The organism is Thermosporothrix sp. COM3, from assembly GCF_059696735.1.
This window is the reverse complement of record NZ_AP019376.1, coordinates 2,869,488-2,893,019: the sequence shown is the minus strand read 5'-3', so window position 1 is coordinate 2,893,019 and position 23,532 is coordinate 2,869,488. Positions and strand designations below refer to the sequence as shown.

At 52.4% G+C, this 23,532-nt stretch carries 17 protein-coding genes; 9 read left to right on the top strand and 8 right to left on the bottom strand.

From position 1 onward, the window contains the following. Positions 1 to 40: 40 nt before the first annotated feature. On the bottom strand, positions 41 to 952 hold the full coding sequence (locus tag KTH_RS12455; RefSeq protein ID WP_111325678.1) for a peptidoglycan-binding domain-containing protein: 912 nt from the start codon (positions 950 to 952) through the stop codon (positions 41 to 43). A gap of 356 nt (positions 953 to 1,308) precedes the next feature. Next, positions 1,309 to 2,433 (bottom strand): DUF262 domain-containing protein, encoded by a 1,125-nt coding sequence (locus KTH_RS12450; protein WP_111325677.1) that lies wholly within the window; start codon positions 2,431 to 2,433, stop codon positions 1,309 to 1,311. Positions 2,434 to 2,864: 431 nt separating this feature from the next. On the opposite strand from KTH_RS12450, the gene KTH_RS12445 reads away from it, so the two are divergent. Further along, positions 2,865 to 3,689 (top strand): alpha/beta fold hydrolase, encoded by an 825-nt coding sequence (locus tag KTH_RS12445; RefSeq protein ID WP_111325676.1) that lies wholly within the window; start codon positions 2,865 to 2,867, stop codon positions 3,687 to 3,689. A 160-nt stretch (positions 3,690 to 3,849) separates the two neighbouring features. Further along, complete coding sequence (locus tag KTH_RS12440) at positions 3,850 to 4,575, top strand: SDR family oxidoreductase (protein WP_111325675.1); 726 nt, start codon at positions 3,850 to 3,852, stop codon at positions 4,573 to 4,575. A gap of 125 nt (positions 4,576 to 4,700) precedes the next feature. On the opposite strand, the gene KTH_RS12435 is transcribed toward KTH_RS12440, so the two are convergent. After that, positions 4,701 to 5,750 (bottom strand): LLM class flavin-dependent oxidoreductase, encoded by a 1,050-nt coding sequence (locus KTH_RS12435; RefSeq protein WP_111325674.1) that lies wholly within the window; start codon positions 5,748 to 5,750, stop codon positions 4,701 to 4,703. Positions 5,751 to 6,166: 416 nt separating this feature from the next. Between KTH_RS12435 and KTH_RS12430 the strand changes: the two genes are divergently transcribed. The 4 genes from KTH_RS12430 to KTH_RS12415 all read left to right on the top strand — a co-directional run bounded on the left by KTH_RS12430 (position 6,167) and on the right by KTH_RS12415 (position 12,212). Continuing rightward, positions 6,167 to 6,595, top strand: a complete 429-nt coding sequence (locus KTH_RS12430; RefSeq protein ID WP_497618966.1) for a response regulator — start codon at positions 6,167 to 6,169, stop codon at positions 6,593 to 6,595. Between the two features lie 122 nt (positions 6,596 to 6,717). Then, a complete protein-coding gene (locus KTH_RS12425; RefSeq protein ID WP_497618964.1) occupies positions 6,718 to 7,587 on the top strand; it encodes a helix-turn-helix transcriptional regulator in 870 nt (289 codons plus the stop codon). A gap of 169 nt (positions 7,588 to 7,756) precedes the next feature. After that, complete coding sequence (locus KTH_RS12420; protein ID WP_497618962.1) at positions 7,757 to 9,073, top strand: hypothetical protein; 1,317 nt, start codon at positions 7,757 to 7,759, stop codon at positions 9,071 to 9,073. A 1,177-nt stretch (positions 9,074 to 10,250) separates the two neighbouring features. After that, positions 10,251 to 12,212 carry a hypothetical protein gene (locus tag KTH_RS12415; protein WP_497618960.1) on the top strand — a complete coding sequence of 654 codons (1,962 nt, stop codon included), beginning with the start codon at positions 10,251 to 10,253 and terminating at the stop codon, positions 12,210 to 12,212. Positions 12,213 to 12,575: 363 nt separating this feature from the next. Here the strand turns inward: KTH_RS12415 and KTH_RS12410 are convergent, their stop codons facing one another. Further along, positions 12,576 to 12,701 carry a hypothetical protein gene (locus KTH_RS12410; RefSeq protein ID WP_497618958.1) on the bottom strand — a complete coding sequence of 42 codons (126 nt, stop codon included), beginning with the start codon at positions 12,699 to 12,701 and terminating at the stop codon, positions 12,576 to 12,578. Further along, positions 12,701 to 12,994, bottom strand: coding sequence for a hypothetical protein (locus tag KTH_RS12405; protein ID WP_497618956.1), 294 nt, complete (start codon positions 12,992 to 12,994; stop codon positions 12,701 to 12,703). The genes KTH_RS12410 and KTH_RS12405 overlap by 1 nt, the downstream gene beginning before the upstream one ends. A gap of 2,506 nt (positions 12,995 to 15,500) precedes the next feature. On the opposite strand from KTH_RS12405, the gene KTH_RS12400 reads away from it, so the two are divergent. Further along, complete coding sequence (locus tag KTH_RS12400; RefSeq protein ID WP_111325667.1) at positions 15,501 to 16,394, top strand: cyclase family protein; 894 nt, start codon at positions 15,501 to 15,503, stop codon at positions 16,392 to 16,394. Positions 16,395 to 16,715: 321 nt separating this feature from the next. Here the strand turns inward: KTH_RS12400 and KTH_RS12395 are convergent, their stop codons facing one another. From KTH_RS12395 to KTH_RS12385, 3 genes are all read right to left on the bottom strand, one after another. After that, a complete protein-coding gene (locus KTH_RS12395; protein WP_497618954.1) occupies positions 16,716 to 18,977 on the bottom strand; it encodes a sensor histidine kinase in 2,262 nt (753 codons plus the stop codon). Between the two features lie 167 nt (positions 18,978 to 19,144). After that, entirely contained in the window at positions 19,145 to 20,509 is a 1,365-nt protein-coding gene (locus KTH_RS12390; RefSeq protein ID WP_497618952.1) for a nucleotide disphospho-sugar-binding domain-containing protein, read from the bottom strand. Positions 20,510 to 20,527: 18 nt separating this feature from the next. Next, positions 20,528 to 21,826 carry an ABC transporter substrate-binding protein gene (locus tag KTH_RS12385; RefSeq protein WP_497618950.1) on the bottom strand — a complete coding sequence of 433 codons (1,299 nt, stop codon included), beginning with the start codon at positions 21,824 to 21,826 and terminating at the stop codon, positions 20,528 to 20,530. A 281-nt stretch (positions 21,827 to 22,107) separates the two neighbouring features. Here KTH_RS12385 and KTH_RS12380 point away from each other — a divergent pair, with 281 nt between their 5' ends. After that, positions 22,108 to 23,088, top strand: coding sequence for an aminotransferase class I/II-fold pyridoxal phosphate-dependent enzyme (locus tag KTH_RS12380; protein WP_111325663.1), 981 nt, complete (start codon positions 22,108 to 22,110; stop codon positions 23,086 to 23,088). Positions 23,089 to 23,208: 120 nt separating this feature from the next. Continuing rightward, positions 23,209 to 23,487 carry a hypothetical protein gene (locus KTH_RS12375; protein WP_111325662.1) on the top strand — a complete coding sequence of 93 codons (279 nt, stop codon included), beginning with the start codon at positions 23,209 to 23,211 and terminating at the stop codon, positions 23,485 to 23,487. Positions 23,488 to 23,532: the final 45 nt, after the last annotated feature.

Genomic DNA, 23,532 nt, shown 5'->3' with positions numbered 1-23,532 from the left:
AGCCCATAGAGCCGCTTCCCGCATTGCAGCCTGCTCAAGACTACTTATATGTAATATCCCAATGGTTGGATTCACGGGCATAAATGCGGTCAGCGCCATCGGTATAGAGCTTTGCGCCATCGCCCCGGGTGCCCGCCGCCTTGAAATGGCCGGTAATATAGTTACTCACACAGGAAGTCGGCTGAATATCAAGCTTATAGCCGTTCCAATGCGAATAGGTGCCGCTTGCGTGTCCTGTCTCGGTGCCGCCAGTAATCGTAATCGCGCAGCCGCTCTTCTGCTTGAATGCTATAATCTGCTCGATCGTATTGCGGCGTACCTGTTCCAGAGATGTACAATTTGAGCGATTGCGGTCGCTGCAATTGCCCGAAGACACAACAGAGATTCCGTTTGCCCGCAACATAGACATCGCCTCACTGTGGGTCAGCTTCGTCGAACCGTCGCTCCCGCCACCGGCAATCAGCCTGTTCCACGTGTCGGGGCCGGCAATCCCATCAGCGCTCAGGCCGCTCTTGCTCTGGAAGCTCTTGACTGCTGCTTCGGTCGCCGCGCCGAACGCACCATCAACGGTCAGGCTTGCACCATGTGCATTCAGTTGACGCTGCAAGGCCGTGACCGCAGCACCGCTACTGCCGCTTCTGAGAGTCACAATGAGCTTGCTCCACGTGTCGGGGCCGACGATGCCATCAGCGCTCAGGCCATTCTTGCTCTGGAAGTCCTTGACTGCTGCTTCGGTCGCCGCGCCGTAGATCCCATCTACATCCAGCGAATAGCCGCGCTGGCGCAACAAATACTGGATGCTCCGTATGTTTTCGCCGCTGCTTCCTTGCCCGTAGGTCGGCCAGCTTGCCGCCCTGGCGATATCAGTCTGTGTCGATATCAGGAGCGTGACCGCCAGAAGCCCCACGCAAAGAAACCCAGCCCAACCCCAATGTTTCAGCAGTTTCTTCATTCCGGTTCCTTTCCGTCTGATTGCTTGAACGACACATTCACCGTTCATTTCATACAGAAATGACAGGTCTACCCATTTGATTCCTCATAACCTCTCTTCCCTCACTACATTCTTTCAATAGAAGAAAACGACATGCACCCGTAGTGCACCCATCCAGTATAAAACATCTTTCCCAATTTCTCACGTAAAAGGCCAGAAGGTACCAGCCCACCACTCCGCCCGAATGGAAATAATGGTCTGTGTCTCTGAGCAGCAAGCAAGCAGATGAGTACACGGCATATTCTCATCCTGAAAGGAGTACGTCCGGTTGTCGCCTCTTCACCTGCGACAAAGCAAAGAGGCGAAACCTCTGAACCTCAAGCCGGAATATGTTCCTTCCGAGGAGGCGTCGCGGAGGTATGAACGCACTGCTGACGTGCAAAGCCGTGATGCCAGATGCTTCGGGGATACTCCACCTGCTGGTGACATTGTGGGCACTGGCGATTCTCAAGGAACCAGTGTTGCAGTTGCATGACCTTCATCCGCTTCTCTTCTGACAACGAGAGCACCGAGATCAGTTCGGGAAGGTGGCTTCCCCAGAAGGCCCGCTGATAGGCATACTTGGTAAAGTTCACCAGCACGCTTCCCGTGCGGTTGACAAGCATTTGTTCTCGTTCGGTGAACCAGGCCGTTAGCGCACCGGCAGGCAGAGCAAAGGGGTCAATATCCAGGATTTCCAGCAAACAGACGAGCTGATACATCATCACGGTTGCAACCTTTGAACGCGTGCGCACGTTGGCAAAGAGGTGTAAGCAGGCCTCAAGCTTCTCTTCAATCCGCTGCACCAGCGCATCGACGTCAACGATAAACTCGTCAAGACTTCCCTCCGCCAGCCGATTCAGACGATAGGATTCCAGTTGTGTGAAGTAGGGAGGCGTTGAGAGCTCCATTGTCACCGGATACATGCCCGCCTGCACAGGCTCCTTACGCTCTCGCTTGCCCCCATAGACTTCAGCGAAAAAGGGATGCTCGCTGATCTGTCGAGCGACGGCAAGCGCCTTACTTTGATAGCTAAAGAGCTTCTCGGCATAGGTCAGAATCACCTGGTTTTGCAGGTTGCGATAGGTATTGCGCAACAGGGCGTCGGTGTAGTTCTGAAGCACCGCGAAACGAAGTTGATAGGAGAGAAAGCGGTCTTGTTCCTCCGCAGAGAGAGACGAAAAGGCGCGATTGCGATAGAGCAGCCGATTATCCAGAAAGTCATAGATGGTCGTCAGGCGCTGGCGTCCATCCAGCACATACAAGTGGTTGTCAGCGCGAAAGGCGACCAGTTCGGGAAGGTAGAGCCCGCGCAAGATCGTCTCGATCAGGGCGTTTTTCAGCGGACGTGACCATACTCCTCCCCGTTGAAAATCCGGGAAGTTAAAATAGTAGTCTCGATCAGCCAGGAGAGCGCGAATACTGACCGTTTCTGGTATGTGTCTGATTTGATCTTGGCTCATAAAGCCTCCTTCTATGTTTATTGTCTATCGTACTCGGTAAGAGGGCAACTGTCAATAAAAAGGAAGAAGGTACGTATTCTCCAAGAAGAGACACAAAGAGGAGAGAAAGTATATAGAAATATGCACAAAAAGCAATATAACGTATTTCCCTGAACCGAGCAGCAGCCGAAGCACTCGTCCAATTCAGCCCAAAGTGCCCTCTTGTTCTGCTTCCCTTTTCTCCTCTCCAGTATAACGAGGACTCACACGGCATAGATCTAAACAGCTCGATCAAAGCCAGCAAGAACTTCAAGGTAAAACCCTCATTTGCTTCTAGAGACTTCCCCCCCTGGTAGAGCTGAAAGAGCGTCACAAGCCCGGGAAAACCCTCAAGGTGGGCATCGGTGTTGTATAGTAGGACCAAATCACTAAAATAAAGGAGAACAGGATACATGCCTCAAGCCCAATTGCATGATGGAAACCTGATCGAGTTTGAGCTTCATGGAGAAGGGCCAATGCTCCTCTTGCCTCTCAATCCAACCCCCATCGAGGGAGCGCAAGCCGAACAGATGCGCCAGTATGGCACAGATCCGGCTCTGGGACAATCCTTCATTCGGGGCCTGCGAGACCTCTTTCGCCTGGTTGTCTTCGATTATGAGGGACATGTGTTGAGCACGCCAAAACCGGATACACTGACGCCTGACAATATCGCCGCTGATTTTCTGGCCGTGGCCGACGCAGCGGGGGCCGATCGGTTCGCGTACTACGGGTACTCGTGGCTTGCGGTCGCCGGACTACAGCTTGCGATCCGTACCGATCGGCTCTCAGCGCTCATTCTGGGTGGTTATCCGCCACTGGATGGACCATACAAGGAGATGATGGCCGTCACAACGGCAAGTTATGATATCGCACGTGGCGTTCGCCCTTCACCTGATGATGAGTGGTCATCTGGCTCTCTTTCTGAAGAGCAGACGCGTCAGTTTGTCACCCTCTATAAAGAGCTACAAAGCTTTGATGATCGGGCCATTCAAGCGCGGTTAACCTGCCCACGGCTCAGTTTTGTGGGATCAGCAGACACCATTTCCTATAACGAGAACTGGGGAAATGTCGTTGTGGACATCGCGGGACCGGTACTCCGCGAGAGAACAACCCTTCAGGCGCTCGGTTGGGACGTAGAGGTGCTGGAAGGCCTGAACCATATGCAGGCGATGCAGGCAGAACATGTGGTGTCGGTCATTCGTTGCTGGTGGCAAGCAAAGCAACTACACAGGCAATAGCTTGCTGGCGCTCATCCAGTTTGAGGGATGGGCGCTTGCTTTTTCTCTTCTATAAAGAAAAGCCGACTTTTCGTGGCATTTTCCTCTTGACCTGGTGCGCGCTCTAGCTTTTATACTACCAGGGTAATCAATCTCAGTACAGCAAAGGAGAGACATAGATATGGAAATCACAGGTCAAAAAGTCATTGTTGTCGGAGGCAGCTCAGGAATGGGGCTTGCCGTTGTACGAGCTGCGCAAGCCCGAGGAGCGCACGTGATGATGGTTGGTCGTACGGAAGAGAAGCTCAAACAGGCACTTGAAACGCTGGAAACCCCGGAACGTGTCACCCCTATCACAGCAGATATCACACGCGAGGAGGATGTGCGAGCCCTCTTTGAGGCGGTCGGCCCCTTCGATCACCTGGTTGTGACAGCGGCAGGCGACCTGAGCTACCAGCCCATCAAGGAGGTAGACCCCGATAAAGCGCGCCGCATCGTCGATTCCAAGCTGATCGGAGCGCTACTTCTTGCCAAACATGGAAGCACCTCTATCAACTCGAAGGGCTCCATCACGCTGACGGCCGGGATTGCCGCACAGCGCCCGCTGCCAACTGGCCTGGTTGTAGCGGCAGTGAATGGGGCGCTCTTCTCACTCACCTATGGTCTGGCGATTGCGCTGGCTCCGGTCAGGGTGAATGTGCTTTCGCCAGGTTGGGTGGATACTCCTGTCTGGGACGTGATCGCAGGTGCCAATACACCGACGATGTTCGCACAGATGGCGCAGCGCCTGCCGGTTGGGCGTGTGGGCCGTCCGGAAGATATTGCACATGCAGCCCTCTTCCTGATGGAGAACGAGTTCACCACCGGGACCATTTTGCCGGTCGATGGAGGACATCGGCTCGTCTAGCACGCTTGCGGCGCATGAAGAAGGCTTCTGTCGCGGGGCCTTCTCTTCCCTGTGCCAGACGAGCGACTTTCCCACGTCCTGCCAGGCACGCAGGAATAGAGACGATATTCTATGGTCTGCTACTTCTAGAGCCGCCGGAGAGATGCCCCTTCCCTTTGAGCAAGTCCTGTGATCTCGTTCTCTATTGCTCCCTTGCGGAATGCTGGAAGGACCTCCTCAGTCAGACGTTGCAATTGAAGTGGCTCTTCAGGCCCGATGATGCGGAGCACAAACCATGTGACACCCGCGTCTACATAGCGTTGCAGGCGCTCAATGCAGACCTGTGGCGGGCCAAAGATCGTACGTCTCTCGACCTCTGCCCGTGAGAAGTTGTACATATAATAGTCGTCAAGAAATTCCTTGCTCTCACGAAATGCAACCTGCTCATCATCACGCAGGTTGACATCAAGGTAGAGCGAGGCGACAAAATCAGGTCCCGGTTCGCGTCCCATCTCGCGAGCATATCGCCGAATGTCTGCCAGGTTGTCAGCAAAAAGCTCGGGCGGTCGATTCAGCGTCATCCAGCCGTCGGCATACCGTGCAACCCGCTGCAAAGCTCGGGCGGTCATCTTCGGCTTACGCGGATCGGTTGCCGTCGAGATCCAGATGGGCAGAGAGCGCTGAACAGGACGAGGCAACACAGTGACATCTTGAAACGAGGTATACTCGCCCTCATAGCTGGCCCGCTCCTGGGAGGCGGTCAGGCGCATAATGTCAATTGCCTCTTCCATTCGGCGCATACGTGTGGCCGGGTCAATCTGGAATGTCGCGAACTCTTCGGCAAACGCGCCACCGCCAGCGCCACCCGCTCCCTGACTGGCGTTGAAAATGGTGCGTCCTCCCGAGAGCACATCCAGACTGAACCATTGATATGCAAGCTGCAATGGGTTTCGTAGCGGCGTACTGGTAAAGCTGGCCGGACCGAGCTTCACACGCTGTGTTGAGACAGCCAGCGCACTCAAAAGCATCAGAGCATCCAGGCGGGGCTTGGCAAAGATCGAATCTCCAACCCAGATAGATCCCCATCCAGCCGCTTCAGCCTTCTGAGCAAGTTGTATCAGCTCGCTGACGGTTGAATTGCCAGTCACGATATTTCGATTGGAAAGCACTAATCCAAATTGAGGAGAATCTGACACGGTTCTCTACCTCTTTCATCTTTTGCTCACACCATAGCAGCAAATAAGTAGAAGAAACAGAGTTCTCTGTTACTGGTAGTCTGAGTACCAGGCAATAGAAAAGAAAGAGAGTATAAAATAATAAAGTATTCATGATATCTTTTTCTGTTACAACAGCTACAGAGGGGAGCAGATACGTCTTTTGCTGTAACACATCCTTTATCCATAGAGCGATTTCACCTATCAGATTCCTCATCTTCTCAAGCTTTAAAAATAATCTTTCGCGTTAAAATCATAGAAGAAACGATAGCAGGGTAAGGGAGATGAAAAATAGTACTGTCATGCTATCACTTCTGAAGGCACGTTGCTTTATGCTACAATAATGGAAGTGAAAAACAAACTTTACTCAGAAAAAGAGGTAGCATGTGCGGTTGGTTATGGTAATAGATCACTCTCTAATAACACGTAAAATCGTCAAAGTCAGTTTATCTCGGGCAGGATATGAGGTTGTCACGTTTGCAAACTGCATTCAGGCATACAAACCCATCAATGAATCACCCCCGGATCTCCTCCTGATCGACACCGAGCTTGAAGAGATGAATGGATACGAGTTTGCCCGCCATCTCAAGGCACAACCCGAATTCGCGAATCTACCGCTGCTCTTCCTCGCTCGACGTGGAGGCATGGTCGAGCGCTTCAAGGCTCGTGTGGCGGGCGGAGTCGGAATTGTGACAAAGCCACTGATTGTACGCGAGCTTGTCGCGCAAGTTCAAAAAGTGCTCGATGAGAAAGCAGAGCACCCGTTAGCAGATCTTCCGACGACGCATCTTCCATCGATTCCTGATAATACAGAGAACACACAATAAGCCGCGTCTTTCTCTTCTCATAGAACACGGATTCTATTCAGAAATTGATTGCTTGATTTGATTGCTTGATAGAGTACAATTGAGCTATGGTCGCTAGCAGAGTACGAAAAAGGATGCAAAGTATGCAGCAAAGCAAGAACATACAACGCCGAAAAGAACTGGGTCAGTTTCTCCGCACCCGTCGCGCACGCCTGTCGGCTGAGCAGCTTGGCCTTCCGAGAGCGCCCCGCAAGCGAACGCCCGGATTGAGACGCGAGGAAGTGGCTGTTGCAGCAGGGGTCAGTACAAGCTGGTATACCTATCTTGAGCAGGGACGTGACATTCACGCCTCTCCAGTGGTCCTGAGCAGCCTGGCAGACGTCCTTCGGCTTACCGAGGATGAGCGTGAGTATCTTTTCACCCTTGCGGATCAGCCCCAGGAGCCCGGATACAGGCAATCCTCCCTATCCACCTATCAACGTGTGCTGGATAGCCTCGGAGATATTCCCGCAATGCTGACCAATCCTGTCTATGATGTGGTTGGCTGGAATCGCGCGGCACGGCTGGTCTTCGGTGATTTTGAGTTGCTTCCCCCCGAAGAACGAAATATTCTCAAGCTGCTCTTTCTCACTTCTCCAGCAAGCAAGCGTATCACCTTGTTCGAGGAACAGGATACATACGCGAGAGAAGTTGTAGAAACTTTTCGGAAGCGTATCATGACCGTGCAGGATAAACCTGAGATCCAAAATTTTATAGCGCAGCTTCAGCAGGAGAGTCCCCGTTTTCAACATTACTGGGCACAGCACAACGTTCGCTCAAGTTGTGACAACACAAAACAGCTCTCTCATCCTCGGGCAGGCACCCTGACGCTTGAATATGCGAAGTTTCAGCTTGTGGAACAGCCCGAAATTCGCTGTCATATGTACCTTGCAGCCGATCCCGAAACGGCACACAGGTTACGCCAGCTCCTGCATACAAGCGCTCAAGAGGAAGCTCTGCTCATTTCTGGCTAAGCTCTCCCTTCCCTATGCTCCACCCTTTTAAGCGGCTCAAAAACTTTACAATGAAGCGGAAATTCGGTAGCATAAAAGAAGAGAGCGTTTTTGTAGAATGTGCCTTATTGTTATTTAGCGGGGGTGTATTATGAAGGAGAATGAAGAGCCCATTTCTTCCCAGGACGAAATGGATGACGAAAATTCAATGTATCTGGCCCTTATTAACCATAAAGGTGATATTCGGAATGTTACACCTATTTCGCCTGGAACTCTTTCTACCGTGCAGGAGACGCTGAGACATTTGAAAGCAGTTCCTGTTACACCTGCCAAAAGAGCACGCCGGGTTCCTCCATTCCCAAGCGTCACCTCCAAACATACAACGCCACTTCCAGGAACCGAGCCATTCCTGATGATCACAACCAGTTTTGGCCCGAGCGTTACCAAGCAGCCAACACTCTGGAACGAAGGGGAAGGCTTCGACCTGCTCACACCGACCGGCAAATTGCGCATTGAGGGAAATACGGTCGGCGAGAACATTTCCTTACAGCATTATGTTGCGAGTGAGCTTGGCCCGGAAGGGTTGAAGGAGCTTGTCGGGCTGATCGATGTCTATCTGTCGCTAACGCAGGGGCAGGATCAAACCCAGAATGTTGAAGTAACAGCCAAGCAGGTGCTTCAGCGTATCGGGAAGGGCCGTCACGCCGATGATGATGACGAGCAGGCCCACCTGCTGAATACCGCCCTCTATCTGGCACGGACCTTTGTGATCGGGCGCACCTCCGCACAAACCCGCATTTCACCGCTGCTCATTCTAGAAAGCGCGACCGCTGATGAGTTTGGGACTGTGCGGCTACGTTATCACCTCGGTGTGGAGTTTTACGATGCATTATGTGGGCCGAAACCGAGCCTGTATCCGTTGCCAACACCACGCGTCATCGGCTATCATGGCGCAAAATCGCATCATGAGCTGATGCTGACATTCTTCCTGGGAAATCGGCTCGCGCAGGGCTCCTATTCTCTCTATTTCACCACCCTGTGTCTGCATAGCGGCCTGCTTTCGCATGACAAGCTGCTTTCGAGCAATAAAAACAGGATGCGCGACGCACAGCAGGTCATCTTCGCGATTATGCAGTTGGAGCGTGATGGCTTCCTGATCTGTGAACCGCATCCAGATGTCGATCTCATTCTTGCTGTTAATATCTTGCTTGGTACGGCTAAGGTTGGCGATCTGGCTCCCGCGCGTCAGGAGCTGCTTCAGGGTCAGCTCTCGGCTCTTCAGGGTTACACGAAGACAGAGCAGAAGACCAGGCGTCGTAAAGCGCTGCAACGCCTGCTGAACGTTGATGCCTCACGGGAGGAGCTGCGGCGCGAAAACCCTGAGTTTTGTACTCGCCTGGTCTTTCATCCCGGTCCCCAGTTCCTGGCGAAACAGAAAGAGATTCTAGAGAATCAGTCAGGGCTGATCGTTGTCGACGAAAAAGCGCCAAAGCGAGAGGGCAAGTAAGCTGCTTCCCTCTCTGCTTGCCCTGCCTTGAGAGAGCAGAAGGGCAGGTATCGAGCGCTGCGAGACCCACTTTTTCACCAGCCACATGAAGAGTTAGCACCCCTCGCTGAAGAATTTCCTGCATCTTTTGATGATATTAATCCCCTTCGCTGAGGAATTAATCCCCCTCGCTGAGGAAAATGGCCCCGGTTAGCACCCTTCGCTGAGGAATTTACACCCCTCGCTGAGGAATTTCTGATTCTTACATCCCTGGCTTAATCCCCCTCGCTGAGGAATTAATCCCCTTCGTTGAGGAATTTCTGATTCTCACATCTCTGACTTAATCCCCCTCGCTGAGGAATTTACACCCCTCGCTGAGGAATTTCTGATTCTTACATCCCTGGCTTAATCCCCCTCGCTGAGGAATTAATCCCCCTCGTTGAGGAAATAGAAAAAGTGACATGACCCGAATAGTACTCTTGGGTCTCCGGATTAGCACCCTTCGCTGAGGAATTTACACCCCTCGCTGAGGAATTTCTGATTCTCACTTCCCTGACTTAATCCCCTTCGCTGAGGAATTAATCCCCCTCGTTGAGGAAATAGAAAAAGTGACATGACCCGAATAGTACTCTTGGGTCTCCGGATTAGCACCCTTCGCTGAGGAATTAATCCCCCTCGTTGAGGAAATAAGCCCCTTTTCTGATGCAGTTAGCACCCTTCGTTGAGGAAATAAGCCCCTTTTCTGATGCAGTTAGCACCCTTCGTTGAGGAAATAAGCCCCTTTTCTGATGCAGTTAGCACCCTTCGCTGAGGAATTTACACCCCTCGTTGAGGAAAATGGCTTTTTTTTGCTGAGAAAATAGCACCCTTCGCTGAGGAAATTTCGGATGAGCCGGCTTCCCGGGCCATTTCTACCACAGAGGAGCCAAAAGGGGTGATCGCCTCCCATATACATCGAAATAATTCGATTGAAATCGAGCTTCAGAGGCTGTACAGTGTAGTTGTGACACGGCGAACTGGTAAAAAAAGTGCCCGCCGAAGATGGGCGGGCAGCGCAGTCTGTATACAAACACACACGCAGTCTGTATACAAACTCTGTGTACACAATCTGTGTAACACAAATCAGTCTGTAATCAGTATACAGACTGCGCTCTCCAAAGTCAATAAATATCGGTCTATGAAAAGCAGGAGGGAAAACATGGAAGGGTTCCTGGGGTTGCAGGAGAGTCAGGAATATACAGAGTTACTGAATTATAGTCCGAATATAGAGCGCGTCCATGAATCGGTATTGCAGGTGGTCCTTTACATTTTTTCGGCATCGGATAAGCGAGCGGTAAATGGGCTACAGTTTCTGGCGCATCTGCTCCATCTGGCCACGATTAAGCAGATGAGCTTGTTTTCTGACGAGTTGGAGGATGTTGCGGTTATCCGCGTTCCGAGCATCAGAGCGCTGTGTTACAGTGGAAAATACGACTGGAAATGGTGCTACGACACCACCTGTAAATATTTCTCGCTTTTGTCTCTGGCAGGTGTGCTGTATCGCCCCACCTCTCAGAAGAGAGGGGAAGGCACTACGCTGTACTTTCCGCTTGGCGCGTACAGGCCCCCAGAACATATCAACGTCGAGGTACTTGAGAACAGCCGCCCGAAGCTGAAAAAGAGTGGCGCTCTCAAGCGCATGACGAACGCTGAAAGCGTGTTTGAGCCCGGGCAGCTCAGTAGCGATCAGGCCGAGATTCGACGGAGCATGAAGAAAGTGGTCCAACTGCTCAAGCGCGAAGCCCCGGAGTCTGCTCAGAAGCTCGCGCAGGCAATCGCGAACATTCTGACCGATCATACCGCACGTGTTGTCAAGAAGCTAGCCGGTGAACCAGTGGGGCGAACAGAAGATGCCGCTTCCGAGGCAAATGCACAATCGGATCAGCCACCAATTGTTGAGACGACCATAGCCGAGCCGTGCACAGCAAAGCAAGCCGCACTCCCTGCGCCTGTCAGGCCTACTGATACCGTAGCTGCTGCCGTGCCGACAACCGAGCAAGCGGACGCTGTAGCTGCCATCGCTCCGACGATCAAGCAAGCTGACACTGTAGCGGCTTCCATGCAAACAATCGAGCAAGCGGATGCTGTAGCAGCCATCGCTCCGACAACTGAGCAGGCTACCGAGACGAAAACGCCGTCCCAATGGCAGGAGGATTTCCCTTTCAGCATACCCGAGATTGAGGAACTCACCATCACGCTCACACCGGAAGAAGAGGTCACGTTGAGCAAGGCCCTTTCGCTCTACTTCAATAATGACGAATCGAAGATCGGACACTATCGGAAGCTGCTTCAGGAGGACGCGCAGGCGCTACACCTCGCTATTGTAGATTGCCTGATCCGCAGTCACTTCCCAGACTCAGGACATCAGCGGGAACCGCTCGGCGGAGGATGGGTAACGCGCCAGTACAAGCGCTATCACGAGAAAGTCGGTGCTCTCCGAGAAATCGAGGCATGGGCTGACTGGCTGCTTGAGCGCGAAACAGGGCCGGCATTAATCCATGAATATATGCTGCTGGATGACATTCTCAAGCAGGTCGGACAGTGGCAGGATTCGCAGGGAATGACAGTCCGCAAGCGTCCGATGCCCGAAGAAGTGGTGATAGATCACTCCTACCTGCGCAACTTCTGGCATCAGAACGGGGCCCAGGGACTCCTGCTCTATGGTCATCTCTTTGTCGATGTCGAGGGCGATATTCTGCCAGCCGAAGAGTATGAGCAGCTTCGTCTGAACGCTCTGGAGACCTTTGTCACCGGGGAAAAATCTGAAGAGCTCTCGGAAAGCATGTGTTATGAACTCCAAACCTATGTGGACTGGGTTCAGCAATATGCCTACACGCTTGAAGAAAAAGCGGAACTGATGCAAAGGATCCCCCGCGAGGTATTCGACTGGATCGGTACACTCAGGCAGCAACTGAGCAATCAGCACTACAAGGTTCGGCTCCTCATCGCGCCTATGGACCGCCGTCACATACTTGAGGTACTGGATCTGGAAGACATGCGCCGATCCTGGATACTCCGTTCTGCTGAGGACGTCGCAACCTTTATCGGACAGCGAGAGTGGGAACAAGCTATCACCGAGGAAGAAGAGACCGAAGAGGCTGAAGAAGGACACGAGGGGTAGGAGGTATGCAGCTTCCAGCGCCTCGTAAGGGGTCGCGTATGGTTCCAGGCCGGATTTCAGGCGTCACCCGGCTTGCCATTCAGACCATATCGTGATGTTCCTGCTCTCAGGGGTGAGCAGGTCTCTTGCGAGCGTTAACGGCTCAAAACGCCCGATTTTGGGGCTGTAGTCCTGCGCTTTCTGGCGTGTAGATATCCTCCCTTATACTGCCTGGAGAACGCGTTTCTGCGCCAGCCTTGCCCGGCTAACACACGATCCAGATCTTGCAGTATGCCTTCTGATCGCATCTCTCGTCGCTGAATTGGCTCTCGATCGAGCTGCCACTTCTGGATCTGCTTGATATGTCAGGCCTCGTAGAATGCGTTAAACGTGAGCCTGCACAAGGGCTCGGCGATAGCAAGAACTATCGAAGGGAAAGAGCCCTGCAACCGACAAGCCAGGCGGATCCCCTTTCGCGCCACACCGATAGATTGCGCTTTCTGACTCCATCAGATAATAGTCACAACACGGCTCTCCCTGTTTCTCCATATCCATCTGAGAAAGTAGTAGACTTGATACTGAAGCCGCTTCCCATGCTGCTTCATCTGCTTATGAAGATGGTAGACCCGATGCTCAACCCGCTTCCCACGCTGCTTCACACCTTCCTTCCAATCTCTCATGTTCGGAGGCTCGATAGAGTATCTGTTCTCGCTCCATTGAACTATAATCTGCCTGTGAAGATAGTAGACCCGATGCTCAACCCGCTTCCCACGCTGCTTCACACCTTCCTTCCAATCTCTCATGTTCGGAGGCTCGATAGAGTATCTGTTCTCGCTCCATTGAACTATAATCTGCCTGTGAAGATAGTAGACCCGATGCTCAACCCGCTTCCCACGCTGCTTCACACCTTCCTTCCAATCTCCCAATGATCGGAGGCTCGATAGAGTATCTGTTCTCGCTCCATTGAGCTATAATCTGCCTGTGAAGATAGTAGACCCGATGCTGAAGCCGCCTCTCATGCTGTTTGAGCCACGTCCAGCTTATAGAAAGGGATATCTTCTTGCCTGAAGGGTATACTATTCTCTCTCCATTTCGTATACCTCTCCTTACGCCAGATAGATGAGACAGAGCAGGGCTATGAGGATGGGTCTACCTTCTGGATGAAGAATAGTATACTCTTCAAGTGAGGCCGGCGAGGCAACAGAGAAACAGGTATGCTATTTCTCACCAATTAGCATACCCTTTCTGGATAGGAGGGAGTGTGTGAGTGTTAAGGTATACTATACCGAACAAATTCGTATACTCTTACTCTGGCTGACGAGCAGGGATAGTTGAGAAAGGGTATGCTATCTCGATAATATGGCATACCTTTAACGTGTCTTATAGAAGACATCAGAGAATGGGTATACTTTCTCCGATACAGTTCGTATACCCTTACTCCTCGTAGTATGAAGCGATCTCTGTTGCTACAGGGGGGTAGCCCGTATGGGTCTACCATTTTTCGTAGACCCTGATTCGCTTCTGTTTTAATGAGATTCATAACATAAGTGCAGCTTTCGGGTAGCAATAATAAATAGCTCATATTATTATTGCTTTTATACTTGAGATATATTGATAAGATATGGAGATCTATTCTGCTATTCTGATGCACAGAAGTATTCATTCCATATTTATGGCATTGATCCACCAGTAGAGCAGCAGACTTGTATAGGCTCTTCGCCTTCTGGATAGGTTTCTCTGGTGTATTAGAGATAAAGATCTCCTGTCATGTGTGGCCTTTTCGTCGGGCTTCCCTGGCTCGGAGGGATAGAGGTCTACCAGTAGACACGGGCCTCTTACTCGCACCCAATGATTTGCTTCGGCTCCCGGAGGGATGTCGCCTGCCAGCAGATACGACTATATACAAAGAGCCTTTCCTTCTAAGCAAGCAGTCATGGAAACGTGTGAGGTTTCGGTCTACCAATATGAGAGGCATCTAAACTGGCTGCTCTGGCTCGCGCAGGCTTTGAGTCTACCAATATGAGAATGGGATGTCACCTGCTGGCCAGACTTCCCGGGCTTATGGGGATCTATTTGTGCATATGGGCCTGCAATCTGACTGGAAGCAAGCGAGAAGTGAAGATTGCGCTTCCTTGCTTCCAGCCATTTTCAGAGGAAGATAGTAGACCCGAACTGGAGCCGAAATCGAAGGAGAACCAGGCTATAGAGCATCCCTCTGCAAGATAGTAGACCTGATCTCAGCGTTTTCGTGAGCGAGAGACAAGCGGAAATTCATTGGTAGACCCTTATCCCGCTCCCTGTACGTCTGCTCTCGGTGAGGTCTACCTTTTGGAGCGATCATCCGCTGTAATATCGAGCAGGACCTCAAGGCCGATAAGAAGCTGCTTTAGCCGCTTTGTCGTTTGCTCAGGAACCTCTACAGGCAGAAAGCAGCCTTTGAGGGATTAGCGATCATGCAAACGAGGATTGTTCCTCTCTGTTGACCTTTAAAGGAGAGGGCTACATCCGCCTGTAGAGCTCACTTGTCCAGGCAGCCAGGCCAGGGAATCTAAGGGAGCCACAAGGAAAAGACCGAACCCCTGGCCCGTTGGGTCTACCATTCCGCAGCGAACCGGCAGACCCGCGCAACGCCTTCAGTGAATTCAGTAATTATCACTAATAAACGTTTCCCTAAAAGTTACTGAAGAGGATATAGTGAAACTCACTGAAGGCGTTTAGCAAGCTTCCAAACGAAGCAGATTTTTTCCTCTTTGGGAAGATCTTTCTCTAAATCGCCAAAAGCTCCCTCTGGAAACCCCTTCAAAATGGCCAAAAAAACGGCCTTTCTTCCCTTGCCCTATCCCTTGAATCCTTGAAACGCCAAAAAAGCCAAATAGAGGCCGTAGAAAGCATTTCCCGGTTAGCCGGGATGAAGCAGAGAGAAATGCAGTTCGGATCTACCTTCATGGTTCTACCTGCTTGCTCGCGTGAAAGAGCTCTACACGCAGCCCGGCATGCTGCCTTAAGCGATAGGGTCTACCTTTTTTCTGCCCTCCGCTTTCGGATATACTGGCCCCTGATTTCGGGTCTACCATTTTGACGCAATATTCTGATAGAACCGAGTTGATGGCCGAATAGTTGACAACCCAACACTTTTCGAGTATTTATAGTATAAAACTTTCTTAATAATAAGGAACAGTGTGCAGTTTTTCTGTCGCTCTTCTATACTTGATGCGATAGCAGTGAATCGATGCCGAAAAACGTCGAGGTGGTGAAATGAAGCGCTGCCCTCTTTGTTCTAACAGACGTTTTTCTTGAAAGGAGGGGCGTATGAAGCGAGTAGTGCAGTTTGATTTTGAGCTAGAGTTTACCGACGGCAGAAAAATACAGGGCCAGGGCTTTCGCCTGAATATCAGCGAGGACCGTATCAGCGATGAAGAGCTTGCTCGTCGCCTGGTCCAGAATAAGCATTTGTTGATGGTTGAACAGGTGCATATTCGCAATAAGCTTGTTTTTGAAGCTGAACGGAACAGTGCTTCTCAGGCGGTTTCAGCCAGAGGGAGAAAGCTGATCGATCTCAGCCATACCATCGAACATGGCACCGTGACGTATAAAGGACTGCCTGCACCCATTATTTGCGATTACATGAGTCGTGAGGAATCGCGGGCACACTACGCTCCCGGCACCGAATTCCAGATTGGAAAGATTGAAATGGTGGCGAATACCGGAACCTACATTGATTGCCCCTTTCATCGTTATGAGCATGGGAAAGACCTCTCTGAAGTCGCTCTGGAGCGGTTGGCAGACCTGGAAGGCATCGTCATTCGTGCTGACTATCGCAAGTCCCTGGCGATCGGTGTAGACTATTTCCGGGATAAAGATGTGAGCGGGCGTGCCGTGCTCGTGCATACTGGTTGGGATACTTACTGGAACACGGAACAGTACTTTGAAAATCATCCGTACCTCACGGCGGATGCCGCGACCTATCTTGTGGAAGCCGGGGCCTTGCTGGTTGGTATCGATTCTGTGAATATTGATGATACCAGCGGCGGTGAGCGGCCTGTTCATTCTACCTTGCTCAGGGCCGAAATCCTGATTGTTGAGCATATGTGTCATCTGGATCAGCTACCGGATGAGGGATTTACTTTCAGCGCGATTCCACCTAAGTTCAAGGGAGTTGGAACATTCCCGGTCAGGGCGCTGGCAATGCTCTACCCTGAGTAGAAGCAGGCATTATAGAGATCCTTGAGTCCTGACAGCGCTACTGGTATACTCTGTTCGGCAACTGGTTAATAGTTCTCTTTTGAGAACACGGGGGATTTTTGAGGATCTGGGAGTGCGTGTTGCTATCGCTTCCTACGCGGGGCCAATCCTTCCCTCGCGTTTCTGCGATCACAATGGCGTTGTTTTGCAGGATATACCCCCTTCTACTGCACCGCCAAAACTCACCGCACCATATCCCGGGATGTCGATTGTCAGCCAGGAATATACAGAAAAGGGGCCTACAGGAGCACCTCGCTTCGTGTTGTGGCTCTTTCGATGGCTCTACAGCTTCTCCGGGACGGATGTCAGCGGGAGCGAGAACCAGAAAGAGGCCCCTTTGCCTTCCTCGCTTTCCACACCAACCATGCCATGATGACGCTGGATAAGCGACTGACAGATGTAGAGACCCAGACCCAGGTCTCCGCCCAGTCTGCCCTGTGTTTTCAGATCCGTCGAGCGCTGGAAGCGGCTCCAGATCTTCTGCCTGGCTTCTTCGGAGAGGCCGGGGCCGTGGTCATGTACCCAGACACGCGCCTCATTGTCTGTGGCGGTAATCTCTATAGTCACAGGCTCCTCTGGCGGCGAATATTTCAGCGCGTTCGTAATATAATTGCTGAGTACCTGAGCAATACGGGCCGCATCTATATATACTGGTAGCGGCTTCCCGAGCAGTCGGAGTTCAAGCGGACGATCTGCAGCAGTGGAGCGCAGGTCTTCTACTGTGCTGCCTACCAGCTCATCCAGATTGACTGGTGCAAGCATCAATTCCAGTTTATCGATGGCAAGTCGAGAAGCATCAAGCAAATCTTCAATCAAACGATTCTGAACCCGGGTCTGCCTCAAGGACTGATCGAGTAGATGATCTGTACTGTGCAGAATAGCTGCAATATTGTCTGTGACTGGCTGCTGCGTACCAAAGCGTTGGAGACGACGGCGAGCCAGTTGCAGGCTTCCCGCGATGGCTGTCAGCGGCGTGCGAAGCTCATGACCGATAATACCAAGAAACACTTCTCGCTGCTTCTCAAGCTCTTTCTGTTTGGTAATATCCATTATCAGAGCAATATAATGCTGTGAACGATCCATATAAGCGGCTGCAACCAGGATCGGAACCCGATGACCTCGTTTATGATAGTATTCTTTTTCGTATGGCGGACAGACACCGGTCGCCCGACAGAGTGCATGCTTTTCCCGGTCCAGCGATCGATACTCAATGGGGGTCAGCGCGCGGAAATTGAGCTTGCCCGCTTGTAGCTCTTCGCGCGTCGCACCAATTAATGAGAGAAACGCATCATTTGCGTCAAGAATGTCATCTGCCTCTGTGCTGGAAGCGATACAGATAAGGTTTGCATCCGAGAGACGGCGTAGCATCTCGTCGCGCTCCCTGTAGAGCGACTCTATGTTCTTGAGTTCAGTGATGTCACGGTAATACAGCGCAAGATAGTTATCTTCTGGCAACACATAAACTTCAAACCATTGCTGTGTACGCTCGAAAAACATCTCGTAATTGACCGGCTGGCGCGTTTCCTGGGCCAGCCTCAGATACTGTTCCACCTCAGTGTGACGCAGCTCAGGGAGTGTCTCCCAGATACTTTTATGCAGGAGATTCTGCCTCAAGAGCCCGGTAATCTCCTCTGCACGCTTGCTTGCATACGTGCAGCGCCATTCGTTATCGATATGGATACAGCCATCTGCTACATGCTCTAAAATAGAGGTGACACGTCTGTTCGCCTGCTGTAAAGCAGCCTCCATCTGTTTTTGCGTGGTAATGTCAAGGGCGATGCCGACGGCATAGAGCGGTGTTCCCTGCTGGTCAGTAACGAGGCTGCCTCGGGAAGCGATCCAACGTTCTCCCTGAGCCTCGTCGAGCAGGCGATAGGTCGCCTGGTAGTCCTCTCCTGTCCTCAGTGTATGCTCGATTGCCTGTTCGACAGCGGGCCGATCATCAGGGTGAATAAAGGCAAAAAACTGTTCTTCGCTGAGATGCGTATGTGCAGGTACATGAAGTAGATGCGCCATTCTGCTATTGACAACGCCATCGCGGTGTAGATGGCCCTGTTCGTCTCTGCGAAACTCCCACCGCCAGACACCGATATCAATCGCCTTGCGGACACGCCGATAGTATTCCTCAAGCACCTGCTCTCGTTGCCGCTGTGAGGTAATATCGTGATGCGCTTCCAGCAAAAAGAGATGCTCATTTCCCGAGATGAGCGAGGAGCGACAGGCCACAATGATGTGCTCACCACTTTTTGTACGGTGGAAGAGTTCCGCTTCCCAGGTGCTGTGATCGCGAAAGAGACACTGTTCCTCGTCTTTGTCCGCGTGGATCAGTTGGCGGTGAAGGAGCTCCCGCACATCCTGCCCAAGCGCCTCTTCAGCCGTCCAGCCATAGAGCGCTTCTGCCTGTTTGCTCCAAAAAGAAAGGCGGTACTGCGCGTCACAGACAAGCACGGCGTCCTGAAGGGTCTCAAAAAGAGCAGCCTCGGCTTTTGCCTGCCCGCTTTGCTCAGTCGTGAAAAGTGAAAAGAACCCGCTTTGCTCTACCATAGACCATACCTTATTCAAAGGGGACAACAGCATGCTTGATTCTCTCATACAGATTTCTTGAGTGTCAAGTATACATTCTCTTATTTATAGATGAGCTATTGCGCAAAGCTTCTTTCTCGCCTGATTTTGTAGAGTATTTGTAGAGCGGCGAGAGCACGGCTTTCCGTTCAGTCTGCTTCTTTGAGGAACGCTTCGACAATCTCCACGCCTCGGAGTGAGGCCTGTTCCTGAAGGAAGCGCTGACGCATCCGCTCCAGGTTTGTACGATAGCTGCTGTTCTCTAGAAGAAGATCGACCTTCTGTGCAATCTCTTCACTGCTCTCTTTCCGAATATTGCCGCGCAGCCCCAGGCCATGATAGACCACGCGGGCGGCGTTCCCGGGCTGATCCGCCTGTCGGGGATAGATGAGCATCGGAACGCCAAGCAGAATGCATTCCTTCACCGAGTTGGCGCCGCCATGACTGATCATCAGATCGGCCCTCCGCAAGAGCTGTAATTGAGGCACAAACGGAGCAATGAACACATTCTCGGGAAGTGGCCCGGGAAGCTCGATAGTGCTGGATAGCACAAGCGTGTAGCTCTTGCGAAGGCGAAATGCATCGAGCACGCGGCGCAGAAAGTCGGCTTCCAGGCCGCCTCGCCACGGGGGCAGCGTGCCGATAGAGCAGTAAATCAGCTTGTTGCCGGGGGGCAGCGAGTCCCAGGGGAAGGCCGGTTCTTCCCGTTCGAGATGGACGCATGGGCCCAGATAGAAGACGTTTTGCCTGAGCGCTCGCTTGCGGGGGAAGTCAAAGGCCTCGCTGTTCAGCACGAGTTCAGGAATGCTCTTCAGAGAGAAATCGAGCGAGACGCCGCGTAGAGCCAGCTCCTGCCGTAAGGGGAAGCCGGTCGCATGGGCAAGGCGGCGAGCGAGGTCATAGGGTGATGTGCCGATCAGAATCGTACGAAGCCACATTTGAAGCCGATAGAGCAGGAATTTGGTGTGACAGTGAAGCCAGACAAGCTGAAGCAGGAACGGGGAGAAGGCCGAGCGATGGGGAATAAGGGATGAGGTGTAGGGTGGCACGGCGGGATCGCGGTCGAGCAGCGGCTTGGTGCTGAGCACCGTGGTCGGGATGTGGTAGGGATAGAAGGCGATGGCATCTATCAGGTAGAATGGATCGAATATCAGCAAGTCGGGTTTCAGGCGTGATACCAGTGCATCGGTGATGGAGCGAATACTGTGCAGATCGTGCAGGATACGGGCGCTCTCCTCGCGTAACATGCGGTACTGCCTGTATGCTTCCGGGAGCTGCTGCCTGAACGGAAGCCGGCCCGCACGGTTTGGCCGGGGAAGCTTGCTGATCCGCATCAGGCTATGGAGAAAGGGGGCCTCTTCAAACGCGAAACCCTGCTTTCGCACCTGTTGTCCGGTTTTTGGCGTGCCCAGGTAGATGACGGTGTGCCCGCGCTGGCAGAGATCATGGGCCAGCTTGAAGGTAGCGTGAATGTGCCCGGTGAACTCATCAATAAAGAAGAGGATCGTTGCCACAAGTTCCCTCCTGAGGCTTTAGCTGGCCTTATCTTTGATGGCCTTTTCCGACTCGCGCAGGAAGCGGTCCGCTGCTTCCGGGATGGATTGCATATGGAACTTGACCCCGTCGGCCATGCGTTGCAGTATTTGCTCAATCTCGCCCGCTGCCGGGGGATCGAGCAGGCTTTTCGGCGTTGAATGGGGTGGATTGGCAACCTGTCGGATATAGTCCAGCGCCTTGCGTTGCACCGCGTTCATGGTCGGGAAGAGCGCGTCTCGTGCCTGCTGCGTGCCCGGGAGCCCGCGGTCCATCCCGAGCACCCTGGCTGTTTCCGTGTCGTGGATCACAAAATTGAGAAAGCGTACCACATCCTCTGGATGCGCTGTTCTGGCCGCGCCGCTGAGCAGCATTGTCGCTTTAAAATACAGGCCGGGATGCTGCCCGAGCGGGGGAATGGCCAGAGCAAGCGTGTGCTTCGTTAGCTTTTGCAGCGACTCCAGGAAGTTGGTGCTGACGAAATCGATGGCGACCTGTCCGGCAATCAGCGCGGATTGGCCGGGATCATAGGCACGCGAGAAGGCCAGTTGTGCATCTGCTGAGATACAGCCACCTGAGCGCCGGAGCTCTTCCCAGTAGCTCCACCAATCAATCAGGTCTTGCGCTTCGAGATTCAGCGAGCCCGTTTCTGTAAACATCTCTTTGCCGCGCTGTCGGATGAACATCTCAAAGATAGGGATGGAGCCGCTCGGGTCGTTCGTGCCGAAGACCTTGCCCTTGAGCGCCCGGGTGAGCTGGCGGGTATATGTGGCGAAGCGATCCCAGGTAAGCGCGGCGGCTGGCGGCTCGATTCCAGCCTGCTCAAGCAGCGTGTGGTCGTAGATCAGCGAGACAAAGTGGCCGCCAAGCGGGACGCCATAGAGGCGCTGCTGAAAAAAGTTGCCGGTCAGCAGCCGCTGATCAAAGTCGGTAAGAGAGAGTAGATTCGATGTATAGTTCGATATATCGAGGAGAATACCTTTTTGGATGTATAGAGCAAGATAGCGTGTATCCATCTGGATAAGGTCGGGAACGCTGCCGCCTGCGATGCGTGTTGCCAGCTTATCCCAATAACCTTGCCAGGCCATCGCTTGAGCGCTAATGCTGATTGTGGGATATTTCCGGGTGAACAGCGTGATCGCCTGATTGGTGCGGCGCATGCGCTCGATCCCGCCCCAGTAGGTCAGTTGAAGCGGAGCCCCTTTCCCGCTGGCCTGTGGCTCGCCGCAACCGCCAAGCAGGACAAGCGTAAGAAGTCCCGCCTGAAGCGCTTCTCTTCTTGAAATATGTCCTGTCATCGGTCACCTTTCTTTTTCTCTACTGCTTCTCTTCTATTTCAGTATACCATTTCTTTTGCTCGAATACAGAGGGTACTCGCCCTTTTTCAGGGTACGGTCTGCTTCCAAATGGCTCTGTTTCTCCTGAAATGGTGCTTTTGCTAATAAACAAATACGATAGCTGCTATGAGCATAAAATTGCAAGTTTCTATTTTATATGATATTACTATATTTGTTGTATCGAAAAGGGGTGAATTGTAGAACGTTCCTGGCCTCATTTTTGATTGAGAAGGAGAAAAGCCATGCGCGAGGGCGAAAAAGAGGAGCGCACGCAACCTTTTTCGAGCCCCGAATTCGCGCCTGTGAAGCTTGGCGGCGGGATTTCGCCACAGCTTATCGCAGGACGAAAAGCAGGGAAAGCAGAAAAGGTACATCTCGTTATCAGAAGATTACTCAGACAACGTGCTATACAGGAAGGAAAAGCATTTCTCGATCTGGGAACTGATTCTTTCTACCCGTTCTTTCAACAGTATAGCGCGACACAACAGGCGCTACAGGCTCTGGGTGACTATGCGTATACTGCCCGCTGGTATCCCTCATCGTTTGGTCTGCTTCAGCTTCGGGAGGAGGCGCAGCGCTTCCTGCGCACCCGTTTTAACGTCCATATCGACATGGAAAAGGAGTTGATGATTACAGCAGGGGCATCCCAGGCCTTTGATGCGCTTTCACGCACCTTTCAGGGAGAGTGCTTCCTGTTACCCGATCTGGCAATTAGCACCATTCATACGATCGCGATTGCCAATGGGGCCAGGCCGCTCCGTATCCCGCTTCATCCCGTTTCAGGACTGGTGAACCTTCAAGAGGCTGCTCGTTTGCTGGAGCGAGAGGGCCGGCCGACAATTCGCTTTCTCTACCTGAATTACCCGCATAACCCGACTGGCGTGTGTGCCACTCGGGCTTTTTTTGAAGAAGTGGTTGCGTTCGCAAAACAATTTCAGGTGCTCGTCGTGCATGACATGGATAGCTGGTATCAGGCGCATATTTCTGGCATTTCCTTGCCGAATATTCTTGAGATAGATGGGGCAAAAGAGGTGGCGATCACGCTTCTCTCATTCAGCAAGGAGTTTGGCCTACCGGGCCTGCGCATCGCACTGGTGGCGGGCAACGCCGAGGTGATCAATGCGTTACGTATCCACAATTCTGAATACAGCGTGATGTTGCCTGAGCCCTGCCAGTATGCGGCTCTCGCGGCGCTACAGGCCTTCCGCGAGGACGAGGAATGACGGGCACTCAGTCGCTCGATTACGGAGACTCTCCATTTCAGTCTTGAGGCCTGGAAAGCGCTTGGTTGGCCCGAAGCGTCGATTTATCCTCCGGCAAGCGGGTATAAGTATCTGCTGGCAGTGCCGCCCGGCTTTCAGGCGGTGGACGGGATCAGCGGCGCGGAACTGTTCGATTTCTATGTTGCCAGTCGTGCCTTTGTCAAGCTTTCCACCTCTCGGGCCTTTAATGAAGAGAATGCAAAATTTCTGCGTATTATTTTGATGCAGGATATGGAAACTATGCAGGAGGTCTTTCGGCGACTGCATGAGATCAATGTGCACTATGCTATGCCTATGCCTGCCGGTCTGCTCGACGAGTACCATCAGACTCTTGATGGTATCGACCTTGCTCATCTCTAGCTTGATCGCTTTCTTATCTCTCAATGCTGAAAGGATAACAGCCAG

What these genes read in the sequence shown, in the direction of transcription:
- KTH_RS12405 (WP_497618956.1), bottom strand. Translation starts at nt 12,994, where the DNA reads ATGAGAGATTGGAAGGAAGGTGTGAAGCAGCGTGGGAAGCGGGTTGAG.
- KTH_RS12430 (WP_497618966.1), top strand. Translation starts at nt 6,167, where the DNA reads ATGGTAATAGATCACTCTCTAATAACACGTAAAATCGTCAAAGTCAGT.
- KTH_RS12445 (WP_111325676.1), top strand. Translation starts at nt 2,865, where the DNA reads ATGCCTCAAGCCCAATTGCATGATGGAAACCTGATCGAGTTTGAGCTT.
- KTH_RS12440 (WP_111325675.1), top strand. Translation starts at nt 3,850, where the DNA reads ATGGAAATCACAGGTCAAAAAGTCATTGTTGTCGGAGGCAGCTCAGGA.
- KTH_RS12415 (WP_497618960.1), top strand. Translation starts at nt 10,251, where the DNA reads ATGGAAGGGTTCCTGGGGTTGCAGGAGAGTCAGGAATATACAGAGTTA.
- KTH_RS12380 (WP_111325663.1), top strand. Translation starts at nt 22,108, where the DNA reads ATGCGCGAGGGCGAAAAAGAGGAGCGCACGCAACCTTTTTCGAGCCCC.
- KTH_RS12425 (WP_497618964.1), top strand. Translation starts at nt 6,718, where the DNA reads ATGCAGCAAAGCAAGAACATACAACGCCGAAAAGAACTGGGTCAGTTT.
- KTH_RS12385 (WP_497618950.1), bottom strand. Translation starts at nt 21,826, where the DNA reads ATGACAGGACATATTTCAAGAAGAGAAGCGCTTCAGGCGGGACTTCTT.
- KTH_RS12455 (WP_111325678.1), bottom strand. Translation starts at nt 952, where the DNA reads ATGAAGAAACTGCTGAAACATTGGGGTTGGGCTGGGTTTCTTTGCGTG.
- KTH_RS12420 (WP_497618962.1), top strand. Translation starts at nt 7,757, where the DNA reads ATGGATGACGAAAATTCAATGTATCTGGCCCTTATTAACCATAAAGGT.
- KTH_RS12450 (WP_111325677.1), bottom strand. Translation starts at nt 2,433, where the DNA reads ATGAGCCAAGATCAAATCAGACACATACCAGAAACGGTCAGTATTCGC.
- KTH_RS12400 (WP_111325667.1), top strand. Translation starts at nt 15,501, where the DNA reads ATGAAGCGAGTAGTGCAGTTTGATTTTGAGCTAGAGTTTACCGACGGC.
- KTH_RS12395 (WP_497618954.1), bottom strand. Translation starts at nt 18,977, where the DNA reads ATGGTAGAGCAAAGCGGGTTCTTTTCACTTTTCACGACTGAGCAAAGC.
- KTH_RS12410 (WP_497618958.1), bottom strand. Translation starts at nt 12,701, where the DNA reads ATGGAGTCAGAAAGCGCAATCTATCGGTGTGGCGCGAAAGGGGATCCG.